21 protein-coding genes and 1 riboswitch are annotated in these 26,307 nt (G+C 41.3%); all 21 genes read left to right on the forward strand.

Features of this window, described 5'->3' with window-relative positions; translation table 11 throughout:
* Positions 1 to 126 precede the first annotated feature (126 nt).
* The 21 genes from rplM to WKT03_RS12145 all read left to right on the forward strand — a co-directional run bounded on the left by rplM (position 127) and on the right by WKT03_RS12145 (position 26,225).
* Positions 127 to 561, forward strand: a complete 435-nt coding sequence (gene rplM, locus WKT03_RS12045; RefSeq protein ID WP_008402709.1) for a 50S ribosomal protein L13 — start codon at positions 127 to 129, stop codon at positions 559 to 561.
* A gap of 17 nt (positions 562 to 578) precedes the next feature.
* Positions 579 to 977, forward strand: a complete 399-nt coding sequence (rpsI, locus tag WKT03_RS12050; protein ID WP_008402708.1) for a 30S ribosomal protein S9 — start codon at positions 579 to 581, stop codon at positions 975 to 977.
* Between the two features lie 189 nt (positions 978 to 1,166).
* A complete protein-coding gene (gene purM / locus WKT03_RS12055; protein WP_117807176.1) occupies positions 1,167 to 2,417 on the forward strand; it encodes a phosphoribosylformylglycinamidine cyclo-ligase in 1,251 nt (416 codons plus the stop codon).
* A gap of 135 nt (positions 2,418 to 2,552) precedes the next feature.
* Positions 2,553 to 3,344, forward strand: coding sequence for a transporter substrate-binding domain-containing protein (locus WKT03_RS12060; RefSeq protein WP_021944958.1), 792 nt, complete (start codon positions 2,553 to 2,555; stop codon positions 3,342 to 3,344).
* Positions 3,345 to 3,396: 52 nt separating this feature from the next.
* Positions 3,397 to 4,083, forward strand: a complete 687-nt coding sequence (locus tag WKT03_RS12065) for an amino acid ABC transporter permease (protein WP_117785671.1) — start codon at positions 3,397 to 3,399, stop codon at positions 4,081 to 4,083.
* Between the two features lie 12 nt (positions 4,084 to 4,095).
* Positions 4,096 to 4,875, forward strand: coding sequence for an amino acid ABC transporter ATP-binding protein (locus tag WKT03_RS12070; RefSeq protein WP_021944957.1), 780 nt, complete (start codon positions 4,096 to 4,098; stop codon positions 4,873 to 4,875).
* A gap of 156 nt (positions 4,876 to 5,031) precedes the next feature.
* Positions 5,032 to 5,865 carry a metallophosphoesterase gene (locus tag WKT03_RS12075; protein ID WP_021944956.1) on the forward strand — a complete coding sequence of 278 codons (834 nt, stop codon included), beginning with the start codon at positions 5,032 to 5,034 and terminating at the stop codon, positions 5,863 to 5,865.
* Between the two features lie 220 nt (positions 5,866 to 6,085).
* Positions 6,086 to 6,988 carry a sensor histidine kinase gene (locus tag WKT03_RS12080; RefSeq protein WP_008402701.1) on the forward strand — a complete coding sequence of 301 codons (903 nt, stop codon included), beginning with the start codon at positions 6,086 to 6,088 and terminating at the stop codon, positions 6,986 to 6,988.
* Between the two features lie 257 nt (positions 6,989 to 7,245).
* On the forward strand, positions 7,246 to 8,334 hold the full coding sequence (locus WKT03_RS12085) for an MFS transporter (RefSeq protein ID WP_008402700.1): 1,089 nt from the start codon (positions 7,246 to 7,248) through the stop codon (positions 8,332 to 8,334).
* Positions 8,335 to 8,528: 194 nt separating this feature from the next.
* Positions 8,529 to 10,235 carry a putative bifunctional diguanylate cyclase/phosphodiesterase gene (locus WKT03_RS12090; protein WP_021944955.1) on the forward strand — a complete coding sequence of 569 codons (1,707 nt, stop codon included), beginning with the start codon at positions 8,529 to 8,531 and terminating at the stop codon, positions 10,233 to 10,235.
* A gap of 107 nt (positions 10,236 to 10,342) precedes the next feature.
* Complete coding sequence (locus tag WKT03_RS12095; protein WP_008402696.1) at positions 10,343 to 11,143, forward strand: SDR family NAD(P)-dependent oxidoreductase; 801 nt, start codon at positions 10,343 to 10,345, stop codon at positions 11,141 to 11,143.
* Positions 11,144 to 11,591: 448 nt separating this feature from the next.
* Positions 11,592 to 13,367, forward strand: a complete 1,776-nt coding sequence (gene thrS / locus WKT03_RS12100) for a threonine--tRNA ligase (RefSeq protein WP_021944954.1) — start codon at positions 11,592 to 11,594, stop codon at positions 13,365 to 13,367.
* A gap of 138 nt (positions 13,368 to 13,505) precedes the next feature.
* Positions 13,506 to 13,600: riboswitch (NiCo riboswitch) on the forward strand.
* 128 nt (positions 13,601 to 13,728) lie between these two features.
* Positions 13,729 to 14,868: a cation diffusion facilitator family transporter gene (locus WKT03_RS12105; protein ID WP_262530048.1), complete on the forward strand. Its 1,140-nt coding sequence runs from the start codon at positions 13,729 to 13,731 to the stop codon at positions 14,866 to 14,868.
* 243 nt (positions 14,869 to 15,111) lie between these two features.
* Positions 15,112 to 15,582: a MarR family winged helix-turn-helix transcriptional regulator gene (locus WKT03_RS12110; protein WP_021944952.1), complete on the forward strand. Its 471-nt coding sequence runs from the start codon at positions 15,112 to 15,114 to the stop codon at positions 15,580 to 15,582.
* Positions 15,566 to 16,897: an MATE family efflux transporter gene (locus WKT03_RS12115; RefSeq protein WP_021944951.1), complete on the forward strand. Its 1,332-nt coding sequence runs from the start codon at positions 15,566 to 15,568 to the stop codon at positions 16,895 to 16,897. Before WKT03_RS12110 ends, WKT03_RS12115 begins: the two co-directional genes overlap by 17 nt.
* Before the next feature lie 132 nt (positions 16,898 to 17,029).
* Entirely contained in the window at positions 17,030 to 17,353 is a 324-nt protein-coding gene (locus tag WKT03_RS12120; protein ID WP_021944950.1) for a DUF6110 family protein, read from the forward strand.
* Between the two features lie 29 nt (positions 17,354 to 17,382).
* Positions 17,383 to 19,464, forward strand: a complete 2,082-nt coding sequence (locus tag WKT03_RS12125) for a heavy metal translocating P-type ATPase (RefSeq protein WP_117807183.1) — start codon at positions 17,383 to 17,385, stop codon at positions 19,462 to 19,464.
* 97 nt (positions 19,465 to 19,561) lie between these two features.
* Positions 19,562 to 20,125, forward strand: coding sequence for a TetR/AcrR family transcriptional regulator C-terminal domain-containing protein (locus WKT03_RS12130; RefSeq protein WP_021944948.1), 564 nt, complete (start codon positions 19,562 to 19,564; stop codon positions 20,123 to 20,125).
* A gap of 238 nt (positions 20,126 to 20,363) precedes the next feature.
* Positions 20,364 to 22,646, forward strand: coding sequence for an efflux RND transporter permease subunit (locus WKT03_RS12135; RefSeq protein ID WP_021944947.1), 2,283 nt, complete (start codon positions 20,364 to 20,366; stop codon positions 22,644 to 22,646).
* Between the two features lie 20 nt (positions 22,647 to 22,666).
* Positions 22,667 to 24,982 carry a hypothetical protein gene (locus WKT03_RS12140; RefSeq protein ID WP_117785679.1) on the forward strand — a complete coding sequence of 772 codons (2,316 nt, stop codon included), beginning with the start codon at positions 22,667 to 22,669 and terminating at the stop codon, positions 24,980 to 24,982.
* Positions 24,983 to 25,601: 619 nt separating this feature from the next.
* On the forward strand, positions 25,602 to 26,225 hold the full coding sequence (locus WKT03_RS12145; RefSeq protein ID WP_021944945.1) for a TetR/AcrR family transcriptional regulator: 624 nt from the start codon (positions 25,602 to 25,604) through the stop codon (positions 26,223 to 26,225).
* The last annotated feature ends 82 nt before the right edge of the window (positions 26,226 to 26,307 follow it).

Raw genomic sequence — 26,307 nt, forward strand, 5'->3', positions numbered from 1 at the left:
ATGAGTATTGTATAATGTCCAAATGTGTGAAGTTTAAAGATACGGTGTGAACCAATGCCCCGGTAAACAACGTATTTGAGGATATACCATATTAATATTTTAGAAAATAATTTAGGAGGTACCACGATGAAGAGCTTTATGGCAAGCCCATCAACAATAGAAAGAAAGTGGTATGTAGTTGACGCTACAGGACATACTTTAGGACGCTTATCATCAGAGATAGCAAGCATTTTAAGAGGAAAGAACAAGCCAACATTTACACCACATATCGATACAGGTGATTATGTAATAGTAGTAAACGCAGACAAGATCAAGGTTACCGGTAAGAAGATGGATCAGAAGATCTACTACAACCACTCAGATTATGTAGGCGGAATGAAAGAGACTACATTAAAAGAGAAGATGGCTAAGAAGCCAGAGGATGTTATCCGTTTAGCAGTTAAGGGAATGCTTCCAAAGGGACCACTTGGAAGAGATATGATTACAAAGCTTTATGTATACGCTGGACCTGATCATAAGCAGCAGGCTCAGAAGCCAGAAGTTTTAGAGATTAAGTACTAAGAAGGAGGATATCATCAATGGCTAAAACAACTAAGTTCTATGGAACAGGAAGAAGAAAAAGCAGTATCGCCAGAGTTTATATCGCTCCAGGTACTGGTAAGATCACAATCAACAAGAAAGATATGGACGAGTACTTCGGACTTGATACACTGAAAGTTATCGTTAAGCAGCCATTAGTTGCTACAGGTACAGATGGTAAGTTCGACGTTATGGTTAACGTAAAGGGCGGCGGCTTCACAGGTCAGGCTGGTGCTATCAGACATGGTATTTCAAGAGCATTACTTGAGGCTGATTCAGAAGAATACAGACCAATCCTCAAGAAGGCTGGATACCTTACAAGAGATCCTCGTATGAAGGAAAGAAAGAAGTACGGCTTAAAGGCAGCTCGTCGTGCTCCACAGTTCTCAAAGAGATAATTCAAAACACGATTTTTGTCCCATGGATATTGGAAAAATCCAGTATCTGTGGGATTTTTTATTCCTCAGATCTATAAAATTGTAAGTATTTTCAACGCATGGTTGAATCCCTGCATGAAACTCACTTTTGTGGTTATTGTTTTGTGCATGCAAAGTAAACTATTATAAAATAAAAACGGAGGTATTTATATGCTTGACAGTATTAAAGTTGGAAATTTTATAATGGGAAAACGAAAGAGCCTTGGCATGACGCAACAGCAGTTGGCGGATAAGCTAAATGTTTCTTTTCAGGCAATTTCAAAATGGGAAAATGGAACAACTTATCCCAATATTGAGATACTAAGAGATTTGGCAATTGTGTTGGATGTGTCTGTTGATGAAATCCTGGCAGGGAGTGAAAGAGGTGCGGAAGGGTTATCTTACAGTAAGGCGGGAATTGATATAACCTATACTGATACCATTAAAAGAGAGATGGCAAAACATTTGGATACAAAGGATGACCGTGTTTTAAATGGTCTGGGACCATTTGCTTCTTTATATGATATAAAATTTCAGGAGATTGAAAATCCGGTTCTGGTATTAAAATCTGAAGAACCCGGATCAAAACAAAAACTCGCGATAGAGTATGGATATTCAGAATCTATTTGCCATGATATGGTCAATCATTTAGTAAATGATATTGTGGTTATGGGTGCAAAACCGTTGGCAGTACTTGACACGATTGTTTGTGGAAATGCGGAAGCGGATACAATAAAGACATTGGTTAAGGGTGTTTCAGATGCATGTAAAGAAAATGAATGTTCTCTGGTAGGTGGGGAAACTTCTATTCAGCCATTGGTTGTTGACCCAGGCGTATATGTACTTACTTCAAGTATTGCTGGAATTGTTGAACGATCAAAGGTAATCGATGGTTCCCAGATTAAAGAGGGTGATGCAGTTCTGGCAATTGCATCAAATGGCTTACATACAAATGGATATTCGTTAGTACGGTTATTGATGGACAAAATGCCGCAGATAAAACTGGATAAGATAGATGGTTTAACCTTTATAGAGCAGATTATGAAACCACATACACCATACTACAGATCAATCAAAGATTTATTTGATAAAGATGTTATACATGGCATGGCGCATATCACTGGCGGTGGTATAGAAGGAAATCTGTGCAGGATAATTCCGGAGGGACTGAGTGCAAAGATCGATCTGTCGAAAATAAAGATATTAGACATATTTAAGTATATCAGAAATAATGGGAATATCAGTGACGAAGAAATGCTGCGGACGTTTAATTGTGGTGTAGGCTTTAATATTGTGACGAATCAAAAAGATAAGGCAGCAGTAATGCATCATGTCAGTCGGTTTTATGATTGCTATGAGATAGGAGTTATAGAATCAGGAGACCGCAAAGTAAAATTTGAAAACAGGCTTAACTGGCTGTAGTTCTTGGAAAATACAAATTCATAAAAACCATAAGATTACGTTTGACTTTATTGTGATAAACTGTTACTATGTTATCGTGTTGCGCCCGGAAGGGGCAGACATATATCTTTTAATTATATTCAGGAGGAAATAATCATGAAAAAGTTAGTAGCACTGGTTTTAGTAGCAGTAATGGGACTTTCTATGGTTGGCTGTGGAAAGAAAGATTCATCAAATGACTCAAAGAGTGATCTGGAATACGTAAAGGAAAAGGGAACTCTTGTTGTTGGTGTTACAGATTTCGCACCAATGGATTACAAAGACGACTCAGGTAACTGGATTGGATTTGATGCAGACATGGCATCCGCATTTGCTGAGAGCATCGGCGTGAAAGCAGAATTCGTAGAGATAGACTGGGACAACAAGATCATGGAGCTTGATGGTAAGACAATCGACTGTGTATGGAACGGTATGACACTTACAGACGAGGTTACAAGTTCAATGGCATGTTCTGATGCATACTGCAACAATGCACAGGTAGTAATCGTGCCACAGGACAAGGCAGATCAGTACCAGACAGTAGACAGCATTAAGGAACTTACATTTGCTGTAGAAGCAGGAAGTGCCGGAGAAGATCAGGCAAAGGAACTTGGACTTAATTATACAGCAGTGAAGGCACAGTCAGATGCACTTATGGAAGTTGCAGCAGGAACATCTGATGCAGCAATTATCGATTCCCTTATGGCAGCAGCTATGGTAGGTGAAGGCACAGGCTATGCAAATCTTACATATACAGTAGGCCTTAACAGTGAGGAATATGGTGTAGGTTTCAGAAAAGATTCTGATCTTGCAGCAGAGCTTAACAAGTTTTTCAAAGACAGCAAGGCTGATGGATCTATGGAGAAATGTGCAGAGAAGTACAAGGTACAGGCAGCACTTACAGAGTAATTAACAGACTATAAGACGGTTATTTTGATTATTACTTAGAGAGAAAATTATTATGGATTTGTTTTTTGAACAGCTCCCAATTGTACTTGGGGCGCTTAATACAGGATTTATTCAAACTTTAAAATTGTTCTTTGTGACCTTGCTTGGTGCATTTCCACTGGGACTTTTAATAGCATTTGGCTCTATGTCAAAGTTTAAGCCACTCAGCTATCTTATGAAATTTATCGTGTGGATCGTTCGAGGCACACCTCTGATGATCCAGATGCTTATCATCTATTATTTTCCGGGACTTGTATTCCATAACCCGATCTGGGGCGGTGGCGAAGGCGGAAGATTCGTGGCAGCATCGGTATCGTTCATCGTGAATTATGCCTGCTATTTTTCAGAGATATATCGTGGAGGAATTCAGGGAATTCCTGTTGGACAGGAGGAAGCAGGTCTGGTGCTTGGTATGACTCCAAAACAGATATTCTTCAAGGTTAAGCTTCTTCAGATGATAAAGAAGATCGTACCTGCAATGTCCAACGAGATCATTACGCTGGTTAAGGATACATCACTTGCACGTATCATTGCGTTGCAGGAGATTATCTGGGCAGGACAGGCGTTCATGAAAGGTTCACAGGGAATCTCAGGTGCGATATGGCCATTGTTCTTCTGCGCATTCTATTATCTGATCTGGAATGGTGTACTTACTGTTTTACTTGGAAAATTAGAGAAGAAACTGGATTTCTTCAGATAGAGGAGGAGCTGTATGGCGATATTAGAGGTTGAACATATAAAAAAGAAGTTTGGTAAGACCGATGTACTTAAGGATATCAGCTTCTCATTAGAGCAGGGAGAGGTTCTGTCGATCATAGGATCATCAGGAAGTGGTAAGACTACATTGCTTCGCTGCCTGAATTTCCTTGAAATGCCGGATAACGGAATTATCCGTGTAAATAATGAGATCCTTCTCGATACGGATAAGCCGGAGACACTTAAGGAGTCGGAGGTTCGGAAGAAACGGTTGCACTTTGGACTGGTATTTCAGTCATTTAATCTGTTCCCGCAGTACACAGCACTTCAGAATGTTATGCTGGCAAGGGAGCTTCTGGCAAAGGAAAGACCGGACTATAAGGCAAATAAAAAGAACATACTGGATGAGATAAGAGTACAGGGCGAAGATCTTCTGCGTCAGATGGGACTAGGAGACCGGATGAACAATTATCCACATCAGTTATCAGGCGGGCAGTGTCAGCGAGTTGCGATCGCAAGAGCACTTGCTATGCAGCCGGATATCCTGTGTTTTGATGAACCGACATCAGCTCTTGATCCGGAGCTTACCGGCGAAGTGCTGAAGGTTCTCAGAAATCTTGCAGATAAAAAGACAACGATGATAATTGTCACTCATGAGATGGCATTTGCAAGAGACGTAGCCAGTCAGGTTATATTCATGGATGATGGATATATACTTGAGCAGGGCAGACCGGAAGAGGTATTTGACAATCCGGAGCAGGAACGTACAAAGCAGTTTTTATCATCATATTCATAATTATTTATTTGACGCACGACAAATGATTTTATATCCTATAAGAGGAATAAAATTTGCCGTGCGTTATTTTTTGTATCAAAATATTATAGGCAGGAAGTATCGCAGGGTAAAGACGATAGATAAAAGATGGGAGCGGTTATTTGTGACCGTGAATAGATGAAGATGAAAAAAATACCACACAAAAAGATTATCATTCTGATGCTTATAATCATTATTTTGATTCCGTTTTGCCTGTTTCAGAATAAGCATCTGGTAATTACCACATATACATATGAATCAGAAAAGCTTGGCGCAGATCTCGATGGATACCGGATCGTACAGATATCGGATCTACACAACGCTGAATTTGGAAAAGAGAATAAGAAGCTGTTAGAAACCATACGAAGCTGTTCGCCGGATATCATTGTTATTACCGGGGATCTGGTGGATTCTAATCATACAAATGTGGAACGTGCGGTAGCATTTGTGAAAGAAGCAGTGAAGATCGCACCGGTATATTATGTGACCGGCAACCATGAATATTGGCTTGAGCCATCGGAAAATGAACAGATGATGCAGGGGATTCTTGCTGCCGGAGCATGTGATCTGGATGATGAAGCCGTCTGCATTGAAAAAGGGGATTCCTCTTTTATGTTGGCAGGGTTAGATGATCAGCACTTAAGTGATGAGACATTAAAGAATCTGCTTCAGGAGCAGAAAAATGAATTATCCATCGTACTTGCGCATGAGCCACAGTACCTTCAGAACTATGCAAATGCCGGAGCTGATCTTGTCTTGACCGGACATGCACATGGAGGACAGATCAGACTTCCATTTGTCGGGGGAATCGTTGCACCCGATCAGGGATTTTTACCGGAATACACATCAGGAAAATATAACCGCGCAGATACAGAAATGATAGTCAGCAGGGGACTTGGCAACAGCATAATTCCGGTTCGCCTGTTCAATTATCCGGAGGTTGTGTGCGTAGAGCTTAGATGTAAAAACTAACGATTTATGGAGAAACAATATGCCAAAGCTACTTGTGATTGAAGATGACAGAGAGATCAATCATCTCATCTGTGAATATATGGCGGAAACCGGACAAAGATAAAGAAATATGACGACCGGGAATACATAGAAATCATATGTGTTATCATATAATAGCTATAAGAAAAGATGGTTCAATTAGGGTGTTGGATCTTTGATAGCCTGAGGAGAATTTGTATACATGGATAAATGGTATATCATAATTTCAGGACTGTTGCTTTTACTGGCAGCAGTCCTTTTTATACGTTTGATACAATATAAAAGACAGATGCGGATATTTGCAGCCAAGCTTCAGAAACGCTTGCATGGAGGAGTGGATCAGGAGATCCATGTGGAATATTTTGATCGTGACATCGTAGCTCTTGCAAAAGCGTTAAATGATTATTCGGATCAGATCAAGGAGAGAAACCGTGCGCTGGAGCAGGACAGAACCAGACTGAAAAATGTGATCGCAGGCATTTCTCATGATTTCAGAACACCCCTTACAGCAGTAAAAGGATATCTGCAGTTGATGAAAAAAGGTGGACGCATAGACGACCGGGATATGGAATATCTGGATATCGCGATCGCAAAGACAGAGTATCTCCGTGTGTTGTCGGATGCATTTTTTGAGGTATCTTATGCAGAGGCAAAGGATGAAGCCATTGACATCAGGAATATAGATGTGGCAAGAACTTTGACAGCACTTGTGCTGGAGCAGTATGAATGGATTCAGGAGTCCGGGATTCAGGCAGCATTTGACATACCGGAAAGTGTAGTCTGGGTTCAGAGCAACGAGAAAGTGCTGAACCGGATATTTACAAATTTCTTTTCTAATGCCAGAAAATATGCGGATACCAGAATCAGCGTCTGCTTACAACAGGATGCGGACGGAGTATCCATTACATTCACGAATGACATAGAGGCTGACAATGAGATCGATATCGACCATGTATTTGACGCCTTCTACCGTGGCAATTCCCGCCGGGAGGAAGGCGCAGGACTTGGTTTATATGTTGTAAAATGCCTGGCCGATAAGCTGGGGCATGTGGTTTCAGCAGAGGTAAAAGATAAGCAGTTTTCGGTAATGCTGCGAATAAAGTGAGTTTTTATACCCTTGCAAATGAAGGCAGGATATGCTATCCTAACCGTACAATTCTATGAGTTGATATTGAAAGGATTAAGATTATGTTCTGGAAAATGACAAATCTACAACTGAAAAAAGGTTATACATGTGTTCCTTACGGGGATAGTGCGCCTTTTTTTAGAACAAGTCATATATCAGAACAATGATATAAAACGTAATAAAAAAGTACACTATCTCCTTATCCATTTAAGAAAAATAGATAAGGAGATTTTTTTATGAACACAATTAGAAAACAAATAGGATATTTATACACATCATCCGTCCTTGGAAATTTATCTTTAACAGGGGCTTGGGTGGCAATATTGGCTGCCAGAGGATATAGTTTGGTCGAAATAGGTTTTGTGGAAACGGTCTTTCATGTAACCAGCATTATTTTTGAGATACCGTCAGGAATATTTGCGGATGTATTTGGAAGAAAAAATATGTTGATTGTGAGCAGTATTTTACGAATGATTGCAAATGTTGTTATGATCGCATCAGGGAATTTGTTTACGATATGTCTGTCTATTGCACTTCATGCGATGAGTTACAATTTTTCATCAGGATCGGGAGATGCTTTAGCATATGATTCTTTAAAAATCTATGGAGAAGAATCCTATTATGCAAAATATGAATCAGATCAGTTGAGTATATACCGTTTGTGTAATGGAATATCAACTTTGTGTGCAGGATTTGCGTTATACATTGGTTATAGAGCCGCATATGGAACGGATATTTTAATGTGTCTGGTTCAGATATTTGTTTTAAATAGAATATGGGAACATAGAGAACACAGGGATCATAAGGCAAATACAATTGTCCGTGCATTGGTTGACTGCTGGTGGGAAAGTATTCAGTTTCTAAAGGATGCAAGGAGAGCAATAGTTTTGATGTTGGTAAATTCGCTGGTAGGAGCAGGGGATATTTTACTGTTATTTTTCTTACAGGCTAAGCTGCCGGAGAGTGGAATCCCAAATGCCTTGCTTGGAATGGCACTCTTTATTATGGAACTTGGAGGAATCCTTGGAGCAAGGGTGATTCTGTTGTGTGATCGTTTACGGTACAGAACAGTATTTGTATTAACCGGATTCCTTGTTCTTCTTGGTATAGCAGTGGAACATTCTGGTAATTATGTGATTATGACATTAGGTGGATTTATTGCGGCATTTAGTGATGATGCATTACAGGTAAGAACAAATACGATACTTCAGAATATGTTCCCTTCGGAACAGAGGGCAACATTGATCTCTATGGAATCTTTTACATTTTCCATGATCATGATCGTGTTGTCACCGCTTACAGGTATTCTATTTTCATGGTGGTAATTGTAACACCTGTATATTTGTCATATAAGAAATAACGCCTGTCATGTGATTTCCAACCTGTTCAAAATCTATCAAAAAACTATCTTTTTTCCCATAAAAGTGAAAAGCATGTTATAATAAACACATGATTGTTTGTATGTAAAATAATAGTTTTGTGGTGTATAGAGTAGTAAAGATGAGAGGGAGGATCACCCGTGACAGTGGATGATATCAGAGAGAGAATTAAGAAAAAAGATATAGAACTGTATGTACAGGAATTACTACAGTTTGAGAATACATTTGATGGATTCAAAAAGGCGATCGAACCTCTGGCTGAGCGGCTTAAGATCGGCAGGGTAGCGGGACATTTGCACATTGAGGCAAATATCAAATCTGTACAGGATGAAGATCGTCATGATGTATTCTATGCCGGGGATGGCTTGTATTCCGAGAAAGGCAAATATCAGAAGACATTTCAAGCGGTAGAAAACGGATATTGTGAGCTTACGGCATTCCCATATGAAAATGTAGAATGGAGCGAGGAAGAAAAAGAAGATATAGCTCTTCTCCTTGAGGTTTTATATCTTCATGTGACGAGATCCAGACTGATCCGTAAGACAAGAGAATATTCGTATTGTAATCTGATCACGATGCTCCCTAACAGTGCAGGCTTTGTCAGGATCATACAGCAGCATTTGCAGGATCAGACGATCTGTCAGTACAACGGCTTTTATTTTAACCTGAAAAGCTTTGGACTGCTCAGCTATAAGTATGGTGGTGCAGAAGGTGATCTGATGATCAAGCGTTATGCAGTCGCTGTCAGAAAATGGCTGGCAGAGGACGAGACACTGGCGCATCTGGGCGGAGATAATTTCATGGCGCTGGTCAAGAAAAGCAGAACGGCAGAGTTCCTTCATCTTCTGGAAAAGGTTGAGGTAACAGCAAAGTATATGGGACGGGTCGTTCCGGTATATATAGCGGCAGCGGCAGGTGCCTATGAGATAACGGCAAAGGACAGAGATCCCGGAAATATTATGAATGGTTTGTCGATTGCCGTCAGTTATGCCAGACAGCACAAGCTTCCGTATGCGTTTTTAACGGACAAGATGCTGGAAGAAACAGTAGATGTTCAGCGGATGGAACAGATGCTTCCTGAGGCGTTGGAGAAACGGGAATTTCAGGTGTATTATCAGCCGAAGGTTGATATCCGGACAGGTCAGATCGTAGGTACAGAGGCACTTGCAAGATGGATTCATAACGGAGAAGTGATACAACCATTTCGGTTTATTCCGACCATGGAGAGGAATGGATTTATCATTCATCTGGATCTGTATATTCTGAAGCGGGTCTGTGAGGCTATAAATGAATGGATTGAGAAAGGGTATAAGCTTGTTCCGATATCTGTGAATATATCGAGAAATGATATTTCCGGGGTTGGGCATGATCCACGGATGTTGGCGGAACGAATTATAAGGATCATAAAAGAGTATGATATTGATCCAAAGTATATCATCATAGAAGTAACAGAGACGACAGAAGCGAGTGAACAGAAGGATCTGTATGACTTTATCAGGAATATGTCAGAAGCAGGTATTGCGACATCAATTGATGACTTTGGTACAGGCTGTTCGACCTTGAGTGTTCTTCGGGATTTCCCGGTAAACGAGATTAAGATCGATCGGTCATTTATCAATCATGAGGCATTTTCAACACAGGATCAGATCATTATTAAGAGTATCATTCAGATGGCAAGACAGTTGAATCTGAATGTCATAACCGAGGGAGTTGAGACGGAGGAGCAGGCAAGATTTCTTCTGGAACTTGGCTGTAACCATGCACAGGGCTATCTGTATGATAAACCATTAGAACAGAGTGCATTTGAAAGCAGGCTGTCAGTGGGAGGATATGATCGAAAGATATAGAAGATAATGAGCATTATATATGATACAAACGGACTGGGACATTTGTATAAGGCCGGAAAGCAGTCTGAAGGTATCGGATTTCAAATAATATAAGGAGAAAACAGAAAATGGGATTTTTAACAGGTAAAACAGTTATTGTCACAGGTGGAGGACGTGCCGTATTAAGTGATGGCAGATGTGGTTCGATCGGTTACGGTATCGCTACAGCATATGCAAAAGAAGGCGCAAATGTCGTGATCACAGGACGAAATGTGAAGAAGTTGGAAGATGCAAAGGAAGAACTGGAACGCTTATATGGTATAAAGGTTCTGGCTGTTGCAGCAGATGTATCTGCCGGTGCGGATAATGAGGCAGTTGTTGCAAATGTTGTAAAGCAGACGATCGATACATTTGGCAGTATCGACGTATTGGTTAATAATGCACAGGCATCGGCATCCGGTGTTCCGCTTGCTGACCATACAACAGATCAGTTTAATCTGGCATTATATTCCGGACTGTATGCAACCTTCTATTATATGAAAGCGTGCTATCCATATCTGAAAGAGAGCAAGGGATCCGTTATCAACTTTGCATCCGGTGCAGGACTGTTCGGTAACTTTGGACAGTGTGCGTATGCAGCAGCAAAAGAAGGAATTCGTGGACTTACAAGAGTTGCAGCAACAGAATGGGCAAAGGATGGCGTAAATGTAAATATCATCTGCCCGCTTGCATGGACAGCACAGTTAGAACAGTTCAAGAATGCATATCCGGATGCATTTGACAAGAATGTTCATACACCTCCGATGGGTCATTTCGGTGATTCAGAGCTTGAGATCGGACGTGTATGTGTACAGCTTGCATCCCCTGATTTCAAATATATGACAGGAGAGACGATCACTCTGGAAGGCGGACTTGGACAGAGACCATAGTCTTAGGTATTAACGGAAAATCTTTAGATCATTCAATAAGAAAAAAATGATAATAAAACCGGAAAAAGCTACTTGACAGTGCGGAACAGTTGAAATATACTTTGAATAACGTGTTGATGAGAACAGTACTGAACGAAGAATCTACAGAGAGAGATACATTTGGTGGAAGTATCTTAGAGGAGTCATTCAGGAAGACCAGCTCTGAGCGGCCCTAATCCGGTCCGGTGATTCCGTTATCGTCATGAATGAGATATTTCCACAGGAAATAAAAAGGGTGGAACCGCGATATAAGAATTATAATCGCCCCTTGTATAGATGAAAAAACGTCTGTACAGGGGCGTTTTTTGTGCAATAGACAAAGAAACAGAAGGATTCCTGTACAAATAATTATCGGACATTGTACCATCGGGTGGGATGTCAGTTCAGGTAAAAGAAAGGAAACAAGAAAATGGTAGATTTTAAAGCAGACGAGAGATTAAATACTCTCAATCATTCCTGCGCCCATGTTATGGCACAGGCCGTAAAGCATTTGTATCCACATGCAAAGTTCTGGGTTGGACCGGTTGTAAAAGAAGGTTTCTATTATGATATCGACCTTGGCGATGATGTTGTAAACGATGATGTGATCGCAGCTATCGAAAAAGAAATGAAGAAGATCTGTAAAGAGGGCAAGAAGATTTACAGACGTGAAGTTACAAAGGCAGAAGCACTTGAAATGTTCAAGGATGATTTCTACAAGCTGGATCTGATCGAAGGCTTAGAGGATGGAAATATTACAGTTTACGATCAGGGAGATTTCACAGATCTCTGTCGCGGACCACACGTTGATAACACAAAATTATGTAAGAACTTCAAGTTAGTAAAATATTCCGGTGTATACTGGAAGGGTGATGCCAAGAACCATGTAATGCAGAGAATCTATGGTGTATGCTTCCCTACAGCAGAAGAACTGGAAGAACATCTGAAGTTATTAGAGGAAGCAAAAGACCGTGACCACAGAAAGATCGGTAAAGAGATGAATCTGTTCATGTCAGATGATCTGGTTGGACGTGGACTTCCTATGTTCCTTCCAAAGGGTTATATCGTATGGCAGGAGCTTGAAAATTATATCAAGAACAAGGAAAGAAAGCTTGGCTACCGTCATGTTATGACTCCTTGTGTTGGTACGGTAAATCTTTATAAGACATCCGGTCACTGGGATCATTACAAAGACAATATGTTCCCTGCAATGGAAGTTGAGGGTGAGTCTTTCGTGCTTCGTCCAATGAACTGCCCGCATCATATGATGATCTATGCAAACAAAATGCATTCCTATAAAGATCTTCCGATTCGTATCGGCGAGATCGCACATGATTTCCGTTTCGAAGCCAGTGGTACTTTAAAAGGAATCGAGAGAGGCAGGCATTTCTGTCAGAACGATGCCCATCTGTTTGTAACACCGGAGCAGATTGAATCTGAATTCAAGCAGGTTGTTGACTTGATCTTCGACACCTATAAGGATTTCAATATCACAGATTATCGTTGTGTTCTGTCCTTAAGAGATCCTGAGGATAAGGTGAAATATCATGATGACGATGAGATGTGGAATACAGCGGAGGACGCACTCCGTAAAGTGTTGGATGATATCGGTATCGAATACACAGAAGAGATCGGTGAAGCAGCATTCTATGGTCCAAAGCTTGATGTAAATGTTAAGCCGGCGATCGGAAATGAATATACATTATCTACATGCCAGCTTGACTTCTGTCTTCCTGCAAAATTCAACCTGACATATATTGATAAGGATGGTACAAAGAAGACTCCTGTCGTTCTTCACAGAGCAATCCTTGGTTCCTTAGATCGTTTCATGGCATACATTCTGGAGGAGACAAAAGGAAATCTGCCACTTTGGTTAGCACCGGTACAGGCCAGAATCCTTCCTGTAAAGAATGAGGATGAGGAATTAAATGCATATGCACATGAGCTGTATGATTTCTTAGATGACAACAACATCCGTGTTGAGATCGATGAACGTGCAGAGAAGCTTGGCTATCGTGTAAGAGCTGCCCAGGTTGAGAAGGTTCCGTATCTGATCATCCTTGGTAAGAATGAGGTAAATGATAAGACTGTCAGCTACAGACTTCATGGTGAGCAGAAGACAACAACTGTTCCTATGGATGAGTTCCTTGCAATGCTTCAGGATGAGATCAAGACCAAGAAGTTAAATCCTGCCGCATCCAAGTAATACAGAGTACAAATAAGGATAAGCCGCCGGAAACAGATTTCCGGTGGCAGATCCTTTAAAATATCAGAAACCGGCACTTGATGTATGGGTAACCGCATGCTATAATGTATCAATACTTTTTGCACTGCATATCAATCTACAGTACAAACTGAGCAGGCGGTGGGATGACCACAGGGCCGGGCCACACAGGGTGGCAGCAGATAAAGAATGAATTTATGATCTGCGGGACAGTAGTTACTATTTGTTCCGCAGGTTTTTTATTATTCCGGCTACAGCCGGTCGGAGATAATTCTATAAATCTGATGGAAAGATTATTAATTGCGTTGCATAAAGTTATCTTATATATGCGGAGGTAACTATTATGGCACAAGAAAATCAGGATTCTAAGAAAAGGGCAGCGGTCGGTAAGATGACCGGTTTCATAGGGGTATTGTGTAACCTGCTGTTGGCAGGCAGCAAGCTTGTGATCGGAAAGTTGGCCGCATCTACATCAATTACTGCAGATGGATTGAACAATCTGTCAGATGCAGCAAGCTCCATTGTAACATTACTCGGATTTAAGCTGGCAGAGAAGCCGGCAGACAAAGAACATCCATACGGACATGCGAGATTTGAATATCTGGCAAGTCTGGTTGTGGCTGCTATGATCCTTGTGATCGGATTTGAATTGGCAAAGACATCGGTACTCAAGCTGCTCCATCCGGCATCAATCGAATTTTCCATGCTGATGATCATTGTGCTGATCGGTTCGATCCTGGTAAAACTCTGGATGATGTTCTTTTATCGTAAGATGGGAGATAAGATTCAGTCAAATACCTTATTTGCTGCAGCCGCAGACAGCAGAAATGATGTGCTGACAACAGCTGCAGTTCTTGCCGCAACAGTTGTAGAACATATCAGCGGATGGAAAATAGATGGCCTTATGGGTGGGCTGGTATCTGTTTTTATCATTGTAAGTGGAATTTCGCTTGCAAAGGATACAATCTCTCCGCTTCTTGGAGAAGGTGCAAATACCGGTTTGCGGGAACAGCTTATTGGATATATAAGCAGCTGCCCATTGGTACTTGGCTGCCATGACCTGTTGGTACATGATTATGGACCGGGCAGACAGTATGCAAGTATTCATGTAGAGATCGATAAGAAGATCGATCCAATGGTGTGTCATGATGAGATTGACCGCATCGAACGGGAATGTCTGAACCGATTTGGTGTGCATATGGTCATTCATTATGATCCGGTTATTACGGACGATGCAGAGCTTGATCAGATGCATCATCAGGTACTTACTATCCTGCAGCAAATAGATGCAGAAATAACAATCCATGATTTCCGCGTACACACTCATGGTGGAAAGAAAGAACTTGTTTTTGATATGGTTGTTCCATCGGAATGGCAGGGGCAGGAAAAGAATATCGTACGGGAACTAACGGAACGGTTGCAAGAAGAAAACAAAGAGACATATTTGATAAAAATTACGTTTGACCTTGAGGACAGGGCGTAGTACATTAACAGAATAGTTTACACTGGGGGAATATTGGAAGACAGGGAACAAGAGGTATTAAGAGAACTTCTGAAATAGACGGCTGCCGGCAGATAAAAATCTGCCGGCAGTTTTGGTATGCCATAATCTGATTTTAAATAAAGGTACAGAATTATTGTACGCGATTCAGAAAATATGGATTGACAGTGCTTTTATTTCTGTTATAATCCCATTTGGGATTATGAAAGAGAGGAAGATAATAATATGGATCGAAAGACTTTGCAGATTATAAATGCATCCAATCACAGTATCATAAAGCTGCGTGGAGTGTATGCAGACTGGTCTCGCAGACACAACATTAATTATAATGAGATGCTGGTACTTTATACGATACGCGAGAACGGATACTGCACTCAAAAACAGGTATGTGACAATTATCTGCTTCCGCGTCAGACGATACATAATGTAATTTCAAGGATGCGTGAACAGGGCTATCTGATTCTGGAACCGGAAAAAGGAGAAGGACGGGAAAAAGCATTTGTATTGACAGAGAAGGGCAGGAAATATGCAGAGATATTTTTCTGTTCGCTAGCTTCTATAGAAGAAGCATCTGTAAAACGATTTGGCTATGAGAAGATGCAGATGCTGACAGAGCTTATGAAGGAATACCAGGAAATATTGGCTTCTTGTGTAGAGCAGGAGGCAGGAGGCAGCAGAGATGGAAACAAACAGTAGTTTTTACGGCACAGAAAAGATCAATAAGATCTTTTTTAAAATCGCACCGCCTGTCATGCTGGCACAGTTGATACAGGCTCTTTATAATATAGTAGACAGTTTATTTGTCGGGAAATACTCAGAGAGCGGTCTGACGGCGTTATCGATCATTTATCCTGTTCAGCTTCTGATGATCGCACTGGCAGTTGGAACCGGTGTTGGAATCAATACAAATATTGCACATTTTCTGGGAATAAAGAGGTATAAGAAGGCGGATGAGGTAGCAGGCATCGGCTTTAGTCTGGCGATCATTATGTGGATCTTATTTGCAGTAAGCTGTTATCTGTTGATGCCTGCATATGCACGGTTGCAGACAAATTCGGATACAGTAATTGCTGATGTAATTACCTACGGAAGGATTGTGTGCGTGGGCAGCATTGGATTGTTTACAGAGAGCATATGGACAAAGGTACTTCAGGCAAACGGAGATATGAAGACACCGATGATCGCACAGATCACAGGAGCTATCACGAATATTGTGTTAGATCCGATTTTGATCTTTGGGCTTTTTGGTATACCAAAGCTTGGAATAGCAGGAGCTGCATTTGCAACGATCACAGGACAGGTTGTAGCGGCACTTCTTGTTATGAAGAAGGGATTTCATCGTTCGCCGTCTCTTTGCAAATATCCAGAGGATATCCGCAGGATCTATGCGCTTGGAATTCCGAATATCATCATGCAGGCAACGTATACATTTTACATATTTGGATTAAATATGATCCTTGCAGGATTTTCCGATGAGGCAGTGACAGCACTTGGATTGTATTACAAATGGCAGACATTTTTCTTTATACCACTGGGTGCTCTTCAGACCTGCATTGTACCCATCATTAGCTATAACTATGCGGCAAAGAGTATTGATCGTTGTAAACATACGATGACGGTTGCCTTTATATGGGGAATTGCATTGATGTTCATCGGAACGTTATGCTTTGAATTTATTCCGGAACCTATGCTTTCTGTGTTTACGAAGGACAGCGAAGTTATCCGTATCGGAGTGCAGGGATTCCGATTTATTGGGATCAGCTTTATACCGATGGTAGGTGCGCAGATTTATCCGGTCTTTTTGCAGGCAACCGGCGAAGCCTTTAAGAGTTCATTTCTAACCATTATGAGAACGGTGTTCTTATTTGTACCGCTTGGATATCTGTTTTCCAGATTCGGATTTGTGTATTTCTGGCTGACTTTCCCGATTACAGAGGTAATCACTACTATAGTAGGATTTATGTTTTATCGAAGGTTTTACAGACAACATAAGATGATAGTTCACGAGTAGAACAAGTGTACATGTTTGCGAATGATCAGATGTAAAAAATATGTGAATAAAATGATAATATACATGCAAAAAAAAGAAATGATGCTATAATGTGCTTCAAAATATATTAATACAATCAGGAGGTAAATTATCATGGATATTAAGAAAGTTGGAATATTTGCAGCAGGTTTATTGTTTGGTACGGCAGGTATCAAGGTATTATCAAGCAAGGATGCAAAGAAGGTTTACACAAACTGTACAGCAGCGGCTCTTCGTGCAAAGAAGTGTGTTATGAACACAGCTACAACCATTCAGGAAAATGTAGATGACATTTACCAGGGCGCTAAGCAGATCAATGCAGATCGTGAAGCAGAAGAAGATGTCGTTGTAGAAGATATTCCTGCAGAGACAGCAGAAGAAACTGCTGAGTGCGCATGTGAAGCTGCAGCAGAAAATACAGAAGCAGTAGAGGCATAAGAAAAATTTAGATAAGAGGATGAGCTGAATTGAAATTCATAATAAAAGATAAGATGAAGGGCAGACTGCGTGTGCATATGTGTCAGAATCATATGTCATATGAAGAAGCTGATATTCTTTTATATTATCTGGAGTCTTTTGAACCGGTCAGCTCGGCAAAGGTGTATGACCGGACGGCGGATGCAGTGATCTGTTATACGGGAAATCCGGATATCATTATCGACAGACTTCGCAGATTTCATTATGAAGATGTAAAAGTCCCAAATGGTTATCTGGAACGAAGCGGCAGAGAGACGAATGCGATGTATCAGGAGAAGCTGGTCGATAAGATTATCTTCCATTATGCAAGAAAGTGGCTTCTGCCATATCCGATATCAGCAGCTTATGCAGGTCTGATGTCTGTTAAGTATATCTGGAAAGGCGTTAAGACTCTGACAAAGGGCAAGATCGAAGTTCCGGTGCTGGATGCAACATCCATTGGAGTATCTGTTTTACGAGGGGATATGAAGACTGCAGGTTCGATCATGTTCCTGCTCGGAATCGGTGAACTGCTTGAGGAGTGGACACATAAGAAGTCGGTCGATGACCTGGCACGTACGATGTCATTAAATGTCGGAAAAGTGTGGTTAAAGACAGAGAATAACGAGATATTGGTTGATTCTGATACGATTGCAAAAGGAGATCATGTCGTTGTCAATGTCGGAACGATCATTCCGTTTGACGGAACTGTCTGTGATGGTGAAGCAATGGTGAATCAGGCATCACTTACCGGAGAATCCGTATCCGTCAGACGTACGGCAGGAAATGTCGTATATGCCGGAACAGTGGTAGAAGAAGGCTCGCTCATAATAGAAGTAAAAGAGGTATCCGGTTCCAGCCGATATGAGAAGATTGCGCAGATGATCGATGAGTCTGAGAAACTGAAATCCAATCTGGAGGGCAAGGCGGAGCATCTGGCAGACCGTTTGGTGCCGTACAGCTTAGGCGGTACGATACTTACCTATCTGCTTACAAGAAATGTAACAAAAGCCCTTGCGATCCTGATGGTTGATTATTCCTGTGCATTGAAGCTTGCTATGCCTGTATCGGTATTATCGGCGATCCGTGAGGCAGGAAACCGTAAGATTACAGTCAAAGGCGGAAAGTATCTGGAAGCGGTAGCAGAAGCGGATACGATCGTATTTGATAAGACCGGAACACTGACAAAGGCACAGCCTACAGTTGCGGGAGTCGTTTCCTTTAACGGAACAAATGAAAACGAATTGCTTCGTATCGCTGCCTGTCTGGAAGAGCATTTTCCACATTCAATCGCAAAAGCCGTAGTGGATGCGGCAAAACGAAAAAATCTGGATCATGAAGAGATGCATTCAGAAGTAAAATATATCGTAGCGCATGGAATCTCGACAACAATTGGGGATTCCAAGGCGATCATCGGCAGTTATCATTTTGTATTTGAGGACGAAAAATGTACGATACCGGATGGGATGGAAGAAGTATTTGAGAATCTTCCGGCGGAATATTCCCACCTCTATCTGGCGATCGATAACGAGCTTGCGGCAGCAATCCTGATTGAGGATCCGTTAAGGGAAGAATCTGCAGATATTGTAGAACGGTTAAAGTCGGTTGGAATCTCCAAGGTCGTTATGATGACCGGTGACTGTGAACGGACTGCAAAGGCGATCGCAGAGCATGTCGGTGTCGATGAATATTATTCAGAGGTACTGCCGGAGGATAAGGCTGCATTTGTAGATCGAGAGAAGGCAGCAGGCAGAAAGGTTATCATGATCGGTGATGGTATCAATGATTCGCCGGCACTTTCAGCAGCAGATGCAGGCATCGCGATCAGTGATGGTGCGGAGATTGCCAGAGAGGTTGCAGATATTACGATCGATGCGGACAGTCTGGATGAGATCGTGACATTGAAGATACTTGCAAATCTTCTTATGAAACGGATTCACAGAAATTATCGTTTTATCGTAGGGTTTAATACCGGGCTGATCGTGCTTGGAGTTGCGGGTGTGATCGCACCGACAACATCTGCACTTCTGCATAATACATCAACCTTGATGATCGGATTAAACAGCATGAAAGACATGTTGCCCGAGTTATAATAGATGTGCTATACTATCTCCATGTGTTTCAGGTGCGGAAGAAAATCTGCATTTTAGACATATGGGGATATTATTATATAGAAAGAGTTATACGAATATGCCGGAATCAAATCTTACAAAGAAAGCGATTGCATTAAGTGCAAAAGAACTGACCAAAGAGAAACCATATGACAAAATATCGATCAGTGATATTGCAGACCGATGCGGAATCAAGAGACAGACATTTTACTATCATTTTCAAGATAAATACGAACTGTTGGTCTGGATCTATTTTAATGAATTATTTGCTCCTAATATGGAGGACATATCCTTAGAGAACTGGGATGAGAAATTAGGCGCGATCCTCACACAGATGCAGGAGGAGAAAAAGTTCTATATTAACACGATCAAACATGCAGAGGATTATATTATCCAGTATATGCTTGAGGTTGCAGAACAGACCTTTGAAGAGGCAATTGATAAGTTAGACGAGAAATCTCATCTGAAAAACGAGGAACGTGGTATATTTGCCCGGTTCTTCGCATATGGGATCTGTGGGATTATCGTTGAATGGGCAAAGGGTGGCATGAAGATGGCACCGGAGAAGCTGGCTGATTATATGAGGGAGATGCTTGAGAAGTGTAAGCAGGCAGTCTATATATCCGATCATGACAGACAGTAGCAGAAGCCGGGCAGACCTTGGTGTACAGACAGTACAGAAAATGATAGAATTTATCAGGTATTCAGGCTTTTTTTATACTTATTTTAGAATTCGTTTTGACATTTCCGGATAAATGTCAAAAAAATTGTCAACCCTAAAATCTTGTATAATTACAAACAAACAAAATAATCATATTCTATGAACGGAAACAAGAAAAAGGTTTCCGTTCATTTTTTGTATTAACGAAAGGATTGATTCTATGAACAAATTTGGAAAGGCGATTGTAAAGCTTCGTGTACCGATCTTAATTATCAGTATCCTGCTTTTGATCCCGGCAGCGATTGGTTTCTTGAAAACCAGAGTAAACTATGATGTACTTTCATATTTACCAAAGGATATCGAAACCATGAAAGGTCAGGACATTCTGGCGGATGATTTCGGAACGGGTGCTTTCTCCCTGTGCCTGGTAGAAGGGATGGACGATAAAGATGTCGTCAAATTAAAAAAACAAATGGAACAGGTAGACAATGTTGATTCTGTAATCTGGTATGACTCGATTATGGATATTTCTATTCCGGATGAGATTTTACCGAAAGATATCAGAGAGGCATATCGTAATGATGATTGTACGATGATGGCAATTATCTTTAAAACAACAATGTCTTCCGATGAGACAATGGAAGCGATCACTCAGATCAGAAAGCTTGCAAGTAAGCAGTGTTTCATCAGCGGAATGTCAGCCGTTGTTACGGATACCAAGGATCTGTGTGATAAAGAGGTTCCAATCTATGTAACCATAGCAGTTATCTTATCGCTGATCGTATTATCACTGACTATGGATTCCTTCCTCGTACCGATCTTTTTCTTATTAAGTATCGGTATGGCGATTGTATATAACTTGGGAACAAATGTATTTAAAGGAGAGATCTCTTACATAACACAGGCACTTACCGCAGTCCTGCAGTTGGGTGTAACGATGGACTACTCGATCTTCCTGTGGCACAGTTATCAGGAAGAGAAAAAAGTAAATGGCAAAGAGAATAAAGAAGCTATGGCAGATGCGATCGCTTCCACCTTCTCATCTGTTATCGGTAGTTCGATCACAACAGTAGCAGGTTTCGTTGCACTGTGCTTCATGACCTTTACCTTAGGCCTTGACCTTGGTATCGTTATGGCAAAGGGTGTCGTTATCGGTGTTATCTGTTGTGTAACCGTACTCCCATCCATGATCCTGATCTTTGATAAGCCGATTGAAAAGACCTGTCACAGATCTTTACTTCCTAAGTTTGATAAGCTTAGCAAATTTATCGTGAATAAGTACTGGATCTTCCATATCTTATTCCTGATCCTTCTGGTTCCTGCGTTATATGGTTATACACATACAGATGTTTACTATAACCTCGACAGCTCATTACCGGAGGATCTTCCAAGTATTCAGGCAAACCAGAAGCTGGAAGAAGAATTCAATATGAACTCTACACATATGATCCTGCTTGACAGCAATCTGGATGAAAAGAGTATTAATAAAGTTATTTCAGAAATTAAGACTGTCAAGGGTGTTAAGACTGTACTTGGTCTGGAATCTGTAGTTGGTCCTATGATTCCACAGAGTATGATTCCACAGGATTTGAAATCCAAGCTTGACAATGGCGAATGGAAGCTGATGTTAGTCATGTCAGAATACAAAGTAGCAAGTGATGAAGTAAATACACAGTGTGATGAGATCAATACGATTCTTCACAAATATGACAGTAAGGGTATGCTGATCGGTGAAGCTCCTTGTACAAAGGATCTGATCGAGATCACAGATAAGGATTTTAACACAGTAAGTACCGTATCCATCGGTGTTATCCTGCTGATCATATTATTCGTCTTCAAATCCGTATCACTTCCGATCATTCTGGTATGTGTAATCGAATTTGCAATCTTTATCAATATGGGTATTCCTGCATTTACAAATACAACATTACCATTCATCGCATCCATCGTTATCGGTACGATCCAGCTTGGTTCTACCGTTGACTATGCGATCCTGATGACAACAAGATATAAGAGAGAGAGAAGTAATGGCCTTGCTAAGAAAGAAGCAGTTACAGTTGCACTTCAGACATCTATGATTTCCATTATCGTAAGCGCATTAAGCTTCTTTGCCGCAACCTTCGGTGTTGGCTGTTACTCAGAGATCGATATGATCAGTTCTTTATGTACGTTGATGGCAAGAGGAGCTATCATCAGTATGTTTGTCGTCATCTTCCTGCTTCCTGCAGCGTTGATGTTATTCGATAAGCTGATCATCCATACAACAATCGGATTCAAGGGTATTACCGGCAAACAGAAAGTAGCTTATGCCGGAGCGGGAAATGTTGATCCGGCTTCGGAACAGAAAACGGCAGATGATGATGATTTCCTGAATGAAGACAGACCATTTGCAAAGAAGAAATCCGGAAACTTTGATAACTATGATTTTGATGACAGTTACAGTGACGATGATAAATATATAGATGTAAATAATGATTCCAATGGTCCTGCTGACCGGCAGTAGTAAATTAGGAGGTAATTAGTATGAGTTATAAAAATATGAAAGCAAGAAAAAGATTTATGGCGATCGCTCTGAGTGGTGCAATGATGTTATCCGTTACAGGCTGTGGTAGTACAGCAACAGGAGATGTACAGACATTAGAGAACCCGGAGATCATGAGTAAGAGCGATGAAGAATTGTCAGATGTACTTGAGAATTCTGTCGGACTTTCCGAGAATACAGACAGTGATAAAGATGAAACCGTTTACGTTATTGCTGATGCAGCAGGTAATAAGCAGGACGTTATCGTCAGTGAGTGGTTAAAGAACACAGATGGTGAGGCAACCATTAAGGATAGCAGTAACCTGACTGATATCGAGAATGTAAAAGGCGACGAGACATTTACAGAGAATAATGGAGAACTTGTATGGAAGGCAGATGGCAATTCCATTTATTATCAGGGCAAGTCAGAGGAGCAGGTTCCTGTAGAAGTTAAAGTTACTTATTATCTGGATGATCAGGAGATCACACCGGATCAGCTGGCAGGCAAGAGCGGCAAGGTAAAGATGAGATTTGAATATGTCAATAATTCAAAGAGTGGAGATGTATATACTCCTTTCCTGATGGCAACCGGTATGATCTTATCCAATGACAAATTCTCAAATATCAAGGTTGAGAATGGTCAGGTTGTAAATGATGGAAACAACAGTATCGTTGTTGGTATGGGTATGCCTGGTCTTCAGGACAGCCTGGATCTGCAGAAATTAGATGTTGAGATTCCGGATTACTTTGAGGTTACAGCAGACTGTACAGATTTCTCTCTGGACATGACAATGACAGTTGCTTCTACCGGATTCTTATCCAAGGACAGCGATAACAAGGATCTGAAGGATGCTGAATCTGATATCAACGAACTGATCGACACATACAGCGATGGTATGAATTCCCTCGTTGAAGGAATTACAGAATATACAGATGGTGTATCTTCCGTATCCGATGGTATTGGTCAGGTAAAGGATGGCGCGGACAGCTTATATCAGGGTTCCTTAACTCTGGCACAGGGTGTTGATTCTGCAACAACAGGTGCCGGCACATTAAAAGCAGCATTCGAAGGTGAAAATGGTATCTTATCCGGTTCCAAGCAGATCAGCGACGGGCTTGCAACATTAAACAAAGCCGTAAAGGGAATCGAACTTCCAACCAAGACAGAATTAAGTGATAAAGAAAAGAAAGCAATCAAGAGCACGATCACAGAGAATATTACAAATAACCTGACAGCAAACAAGGATAAGATTGCGGATGGTGTTGATAAGGATGCTGTAACAGCAGAGGCACAGAAGAATGGTAAAGCAGCAGCACCTTCTAAGGAATCCGTTGTAAAAGAGGCACAGGCAGCAGCACCTTCCGCTGATACAGTTGCAGCAGAAGCACAGGCAGCAGCACCTTCCGCTTCTACGGTAGCAGCAGAGGCACAGGCAGCAGCACCTTCATCATCAACAGTAGCATCCGAAGCATCTGGTCAGTTTGCAACTTATTTCCAGGAATTTGTATCCGCATATGCACAGATGACAGGTTCCCAGCCGGATGATGCAACACTTGCTGCATTACAGGGAGCGTTTGCAACTGCATATGGTGATGTATATGGAGCAGCTTATAAGTCAGGATATGGTACAGCTTATGGTTCCGGTTACAAATCCGGTTACGGTACAGCTTATGGCACAGCTTATACATCCGGCTACAGCACAGCATACGGTACAGCATATACCAATGCTTTCACAGCAGGTTATGGCAGTGCGTATGGTACAGCTTATCAGTCTGCATATGGTACAGCTTATGTAGAAGGTTATAAGTCAGGATATGCAACAGCATATCAGGATGGTCTTTCTTATGGTGCGAATCTGGTACTTGGCAAGCTGAGTTCATTCTCCGGACAGATCACAACTCTGAAGAAGAGTGTAGACGCCCTGGCAACTGGTGCATCAGCACTGAACACAGGCCTTGGCAAGGTATATACAGGCACTTCTGATCTGTATAATGGTATGGTTAAGTTGAATGGTGGTGCAGGCAGCCTTACAAAGGGTGCAAATACTCTGAAAGAAGGAGCAGGCACATTAAAGGATGGCGCATCAAAGCTGACAGATGCAAGTGGTGACTTAAAGGATGGCAGCAAGCAGTTATCAGATGGTACAGATAAGATCGTTGATGCAGTAAATGACGCAGAAAAGGATCTGGATTCTCTGTCAGAAAAGTGCGATAAGGTCATCAAGGCCGGTGAAGCTTATGAATCCTTCGGTGGAATCTCAGATGATATGAAGGGTAGTGTTAAGTTTATCATCAAGACCGATTCAATCAGCAAATAATTAATAAATGAAAATCGTTTGCCCTATAAAAAGCATTGGTTGGATTTTGTTTACGATTTAAGACAAAAGGATACCTTGTTAGGACATCCGAAGTAGGAAAAAAGAATATAGTTTGACATAGGGGCTCCGGTTTCGCATGTTTTTCAATGAATCAATCCTTGAATATATGCCGGAGCCCTTTTAATGTGTACTAAGTGCATTTCCGGTTTTATATTCTGAATATGCCGATTACTTCCTCTTGATAAAATCTCTACATGAGACGCACTTGTTTTTCTATTTGAAACACATGCCTGATTCACACCTGCTCCGTGCTAACTCGCTCTTCGAGCTCAAACAAGCACCCGCAGGTGTTGGCAATGTGTTTCGCATAACGAAAAACTGCGTGAATGTCGTCATGTAGAGGTTTTATTATACGGAAGCAACGGCAATTATGTTATATGAACCGGAAATGCCTGTTGCAGCATGGAAAGGCGTCAGGCAGATTTAATGTTTAGCCGGAAATACAGAGGCTATTATATAAAAAAGAGGTTGACATATATACAGTTTAGATGTAACATAACGATGTTATGTGAATGACTATTCATATGTTGAAATGGAATAAAACTGGTGGTGAGATGAGATGAAGGACGATCGGGAGACAAAAGAAAAACTGCTTGCAAGTGCAGAGCATGAATTTATGGAGAAGGGCTATCAGGGCGCATCCCTCCGTAATATCTGTAAGAATGCAGGTGTGACGACCGGTGCATTATATTTCTTCTTTAAAGATAAAGATGATATATTTGCTTCACTGGTGGCACCGGTGCTTGGAAGTATCCGTACGATGATGGAAGCACATATGCAGCAGGAGTTGCAGGAGGTAAAAGGCGAGCTTCAGGAGGGGAAGGATGATTTCAGCGATGACATCTATGCATCCCGGCGGATCATTCATGAACTGTATCAGAATTATGACCGGGTACAGCTTCTGCTGACAAAGAGTCAGGGATCAAGTCTTGCAGGATGTATTGATGAATTTGTGGCATTTACAGAGAAGAATTACCGGATGCTGGCAGACGCACAGGCAAAGGTGTGTGGAGTTGCTGCACCGGATGATTATACGATACACTGGATGGCACATATGCAGATCGATGCATTTGTCCATCTGCTGACACATGAATCCGATGAAGAAAAAGCAGTTGCCCATCTGGGAGACATATTGAAATATCTGCTTGCCGGATGGTATGCACTGTTTCAGAGAGATGAATAGATAACAAAAAGCTATGTGAAATTTTATTTTGCATAGCTAAAAAAATGATAACAACATAACGGTGTTATGTAAGCGAAAAAAT

Origin of the sequence: Coprococcus sp. HCN-4056, from assembly GCF_037892645.1 — a bacterium.
Taxonomy (GTDB): Bacteria; Bacillota; Clostridia; order Lachnospirales; family Lachnospiraceae; genus Coprococcus; species Coprococcus ammoniilyticus.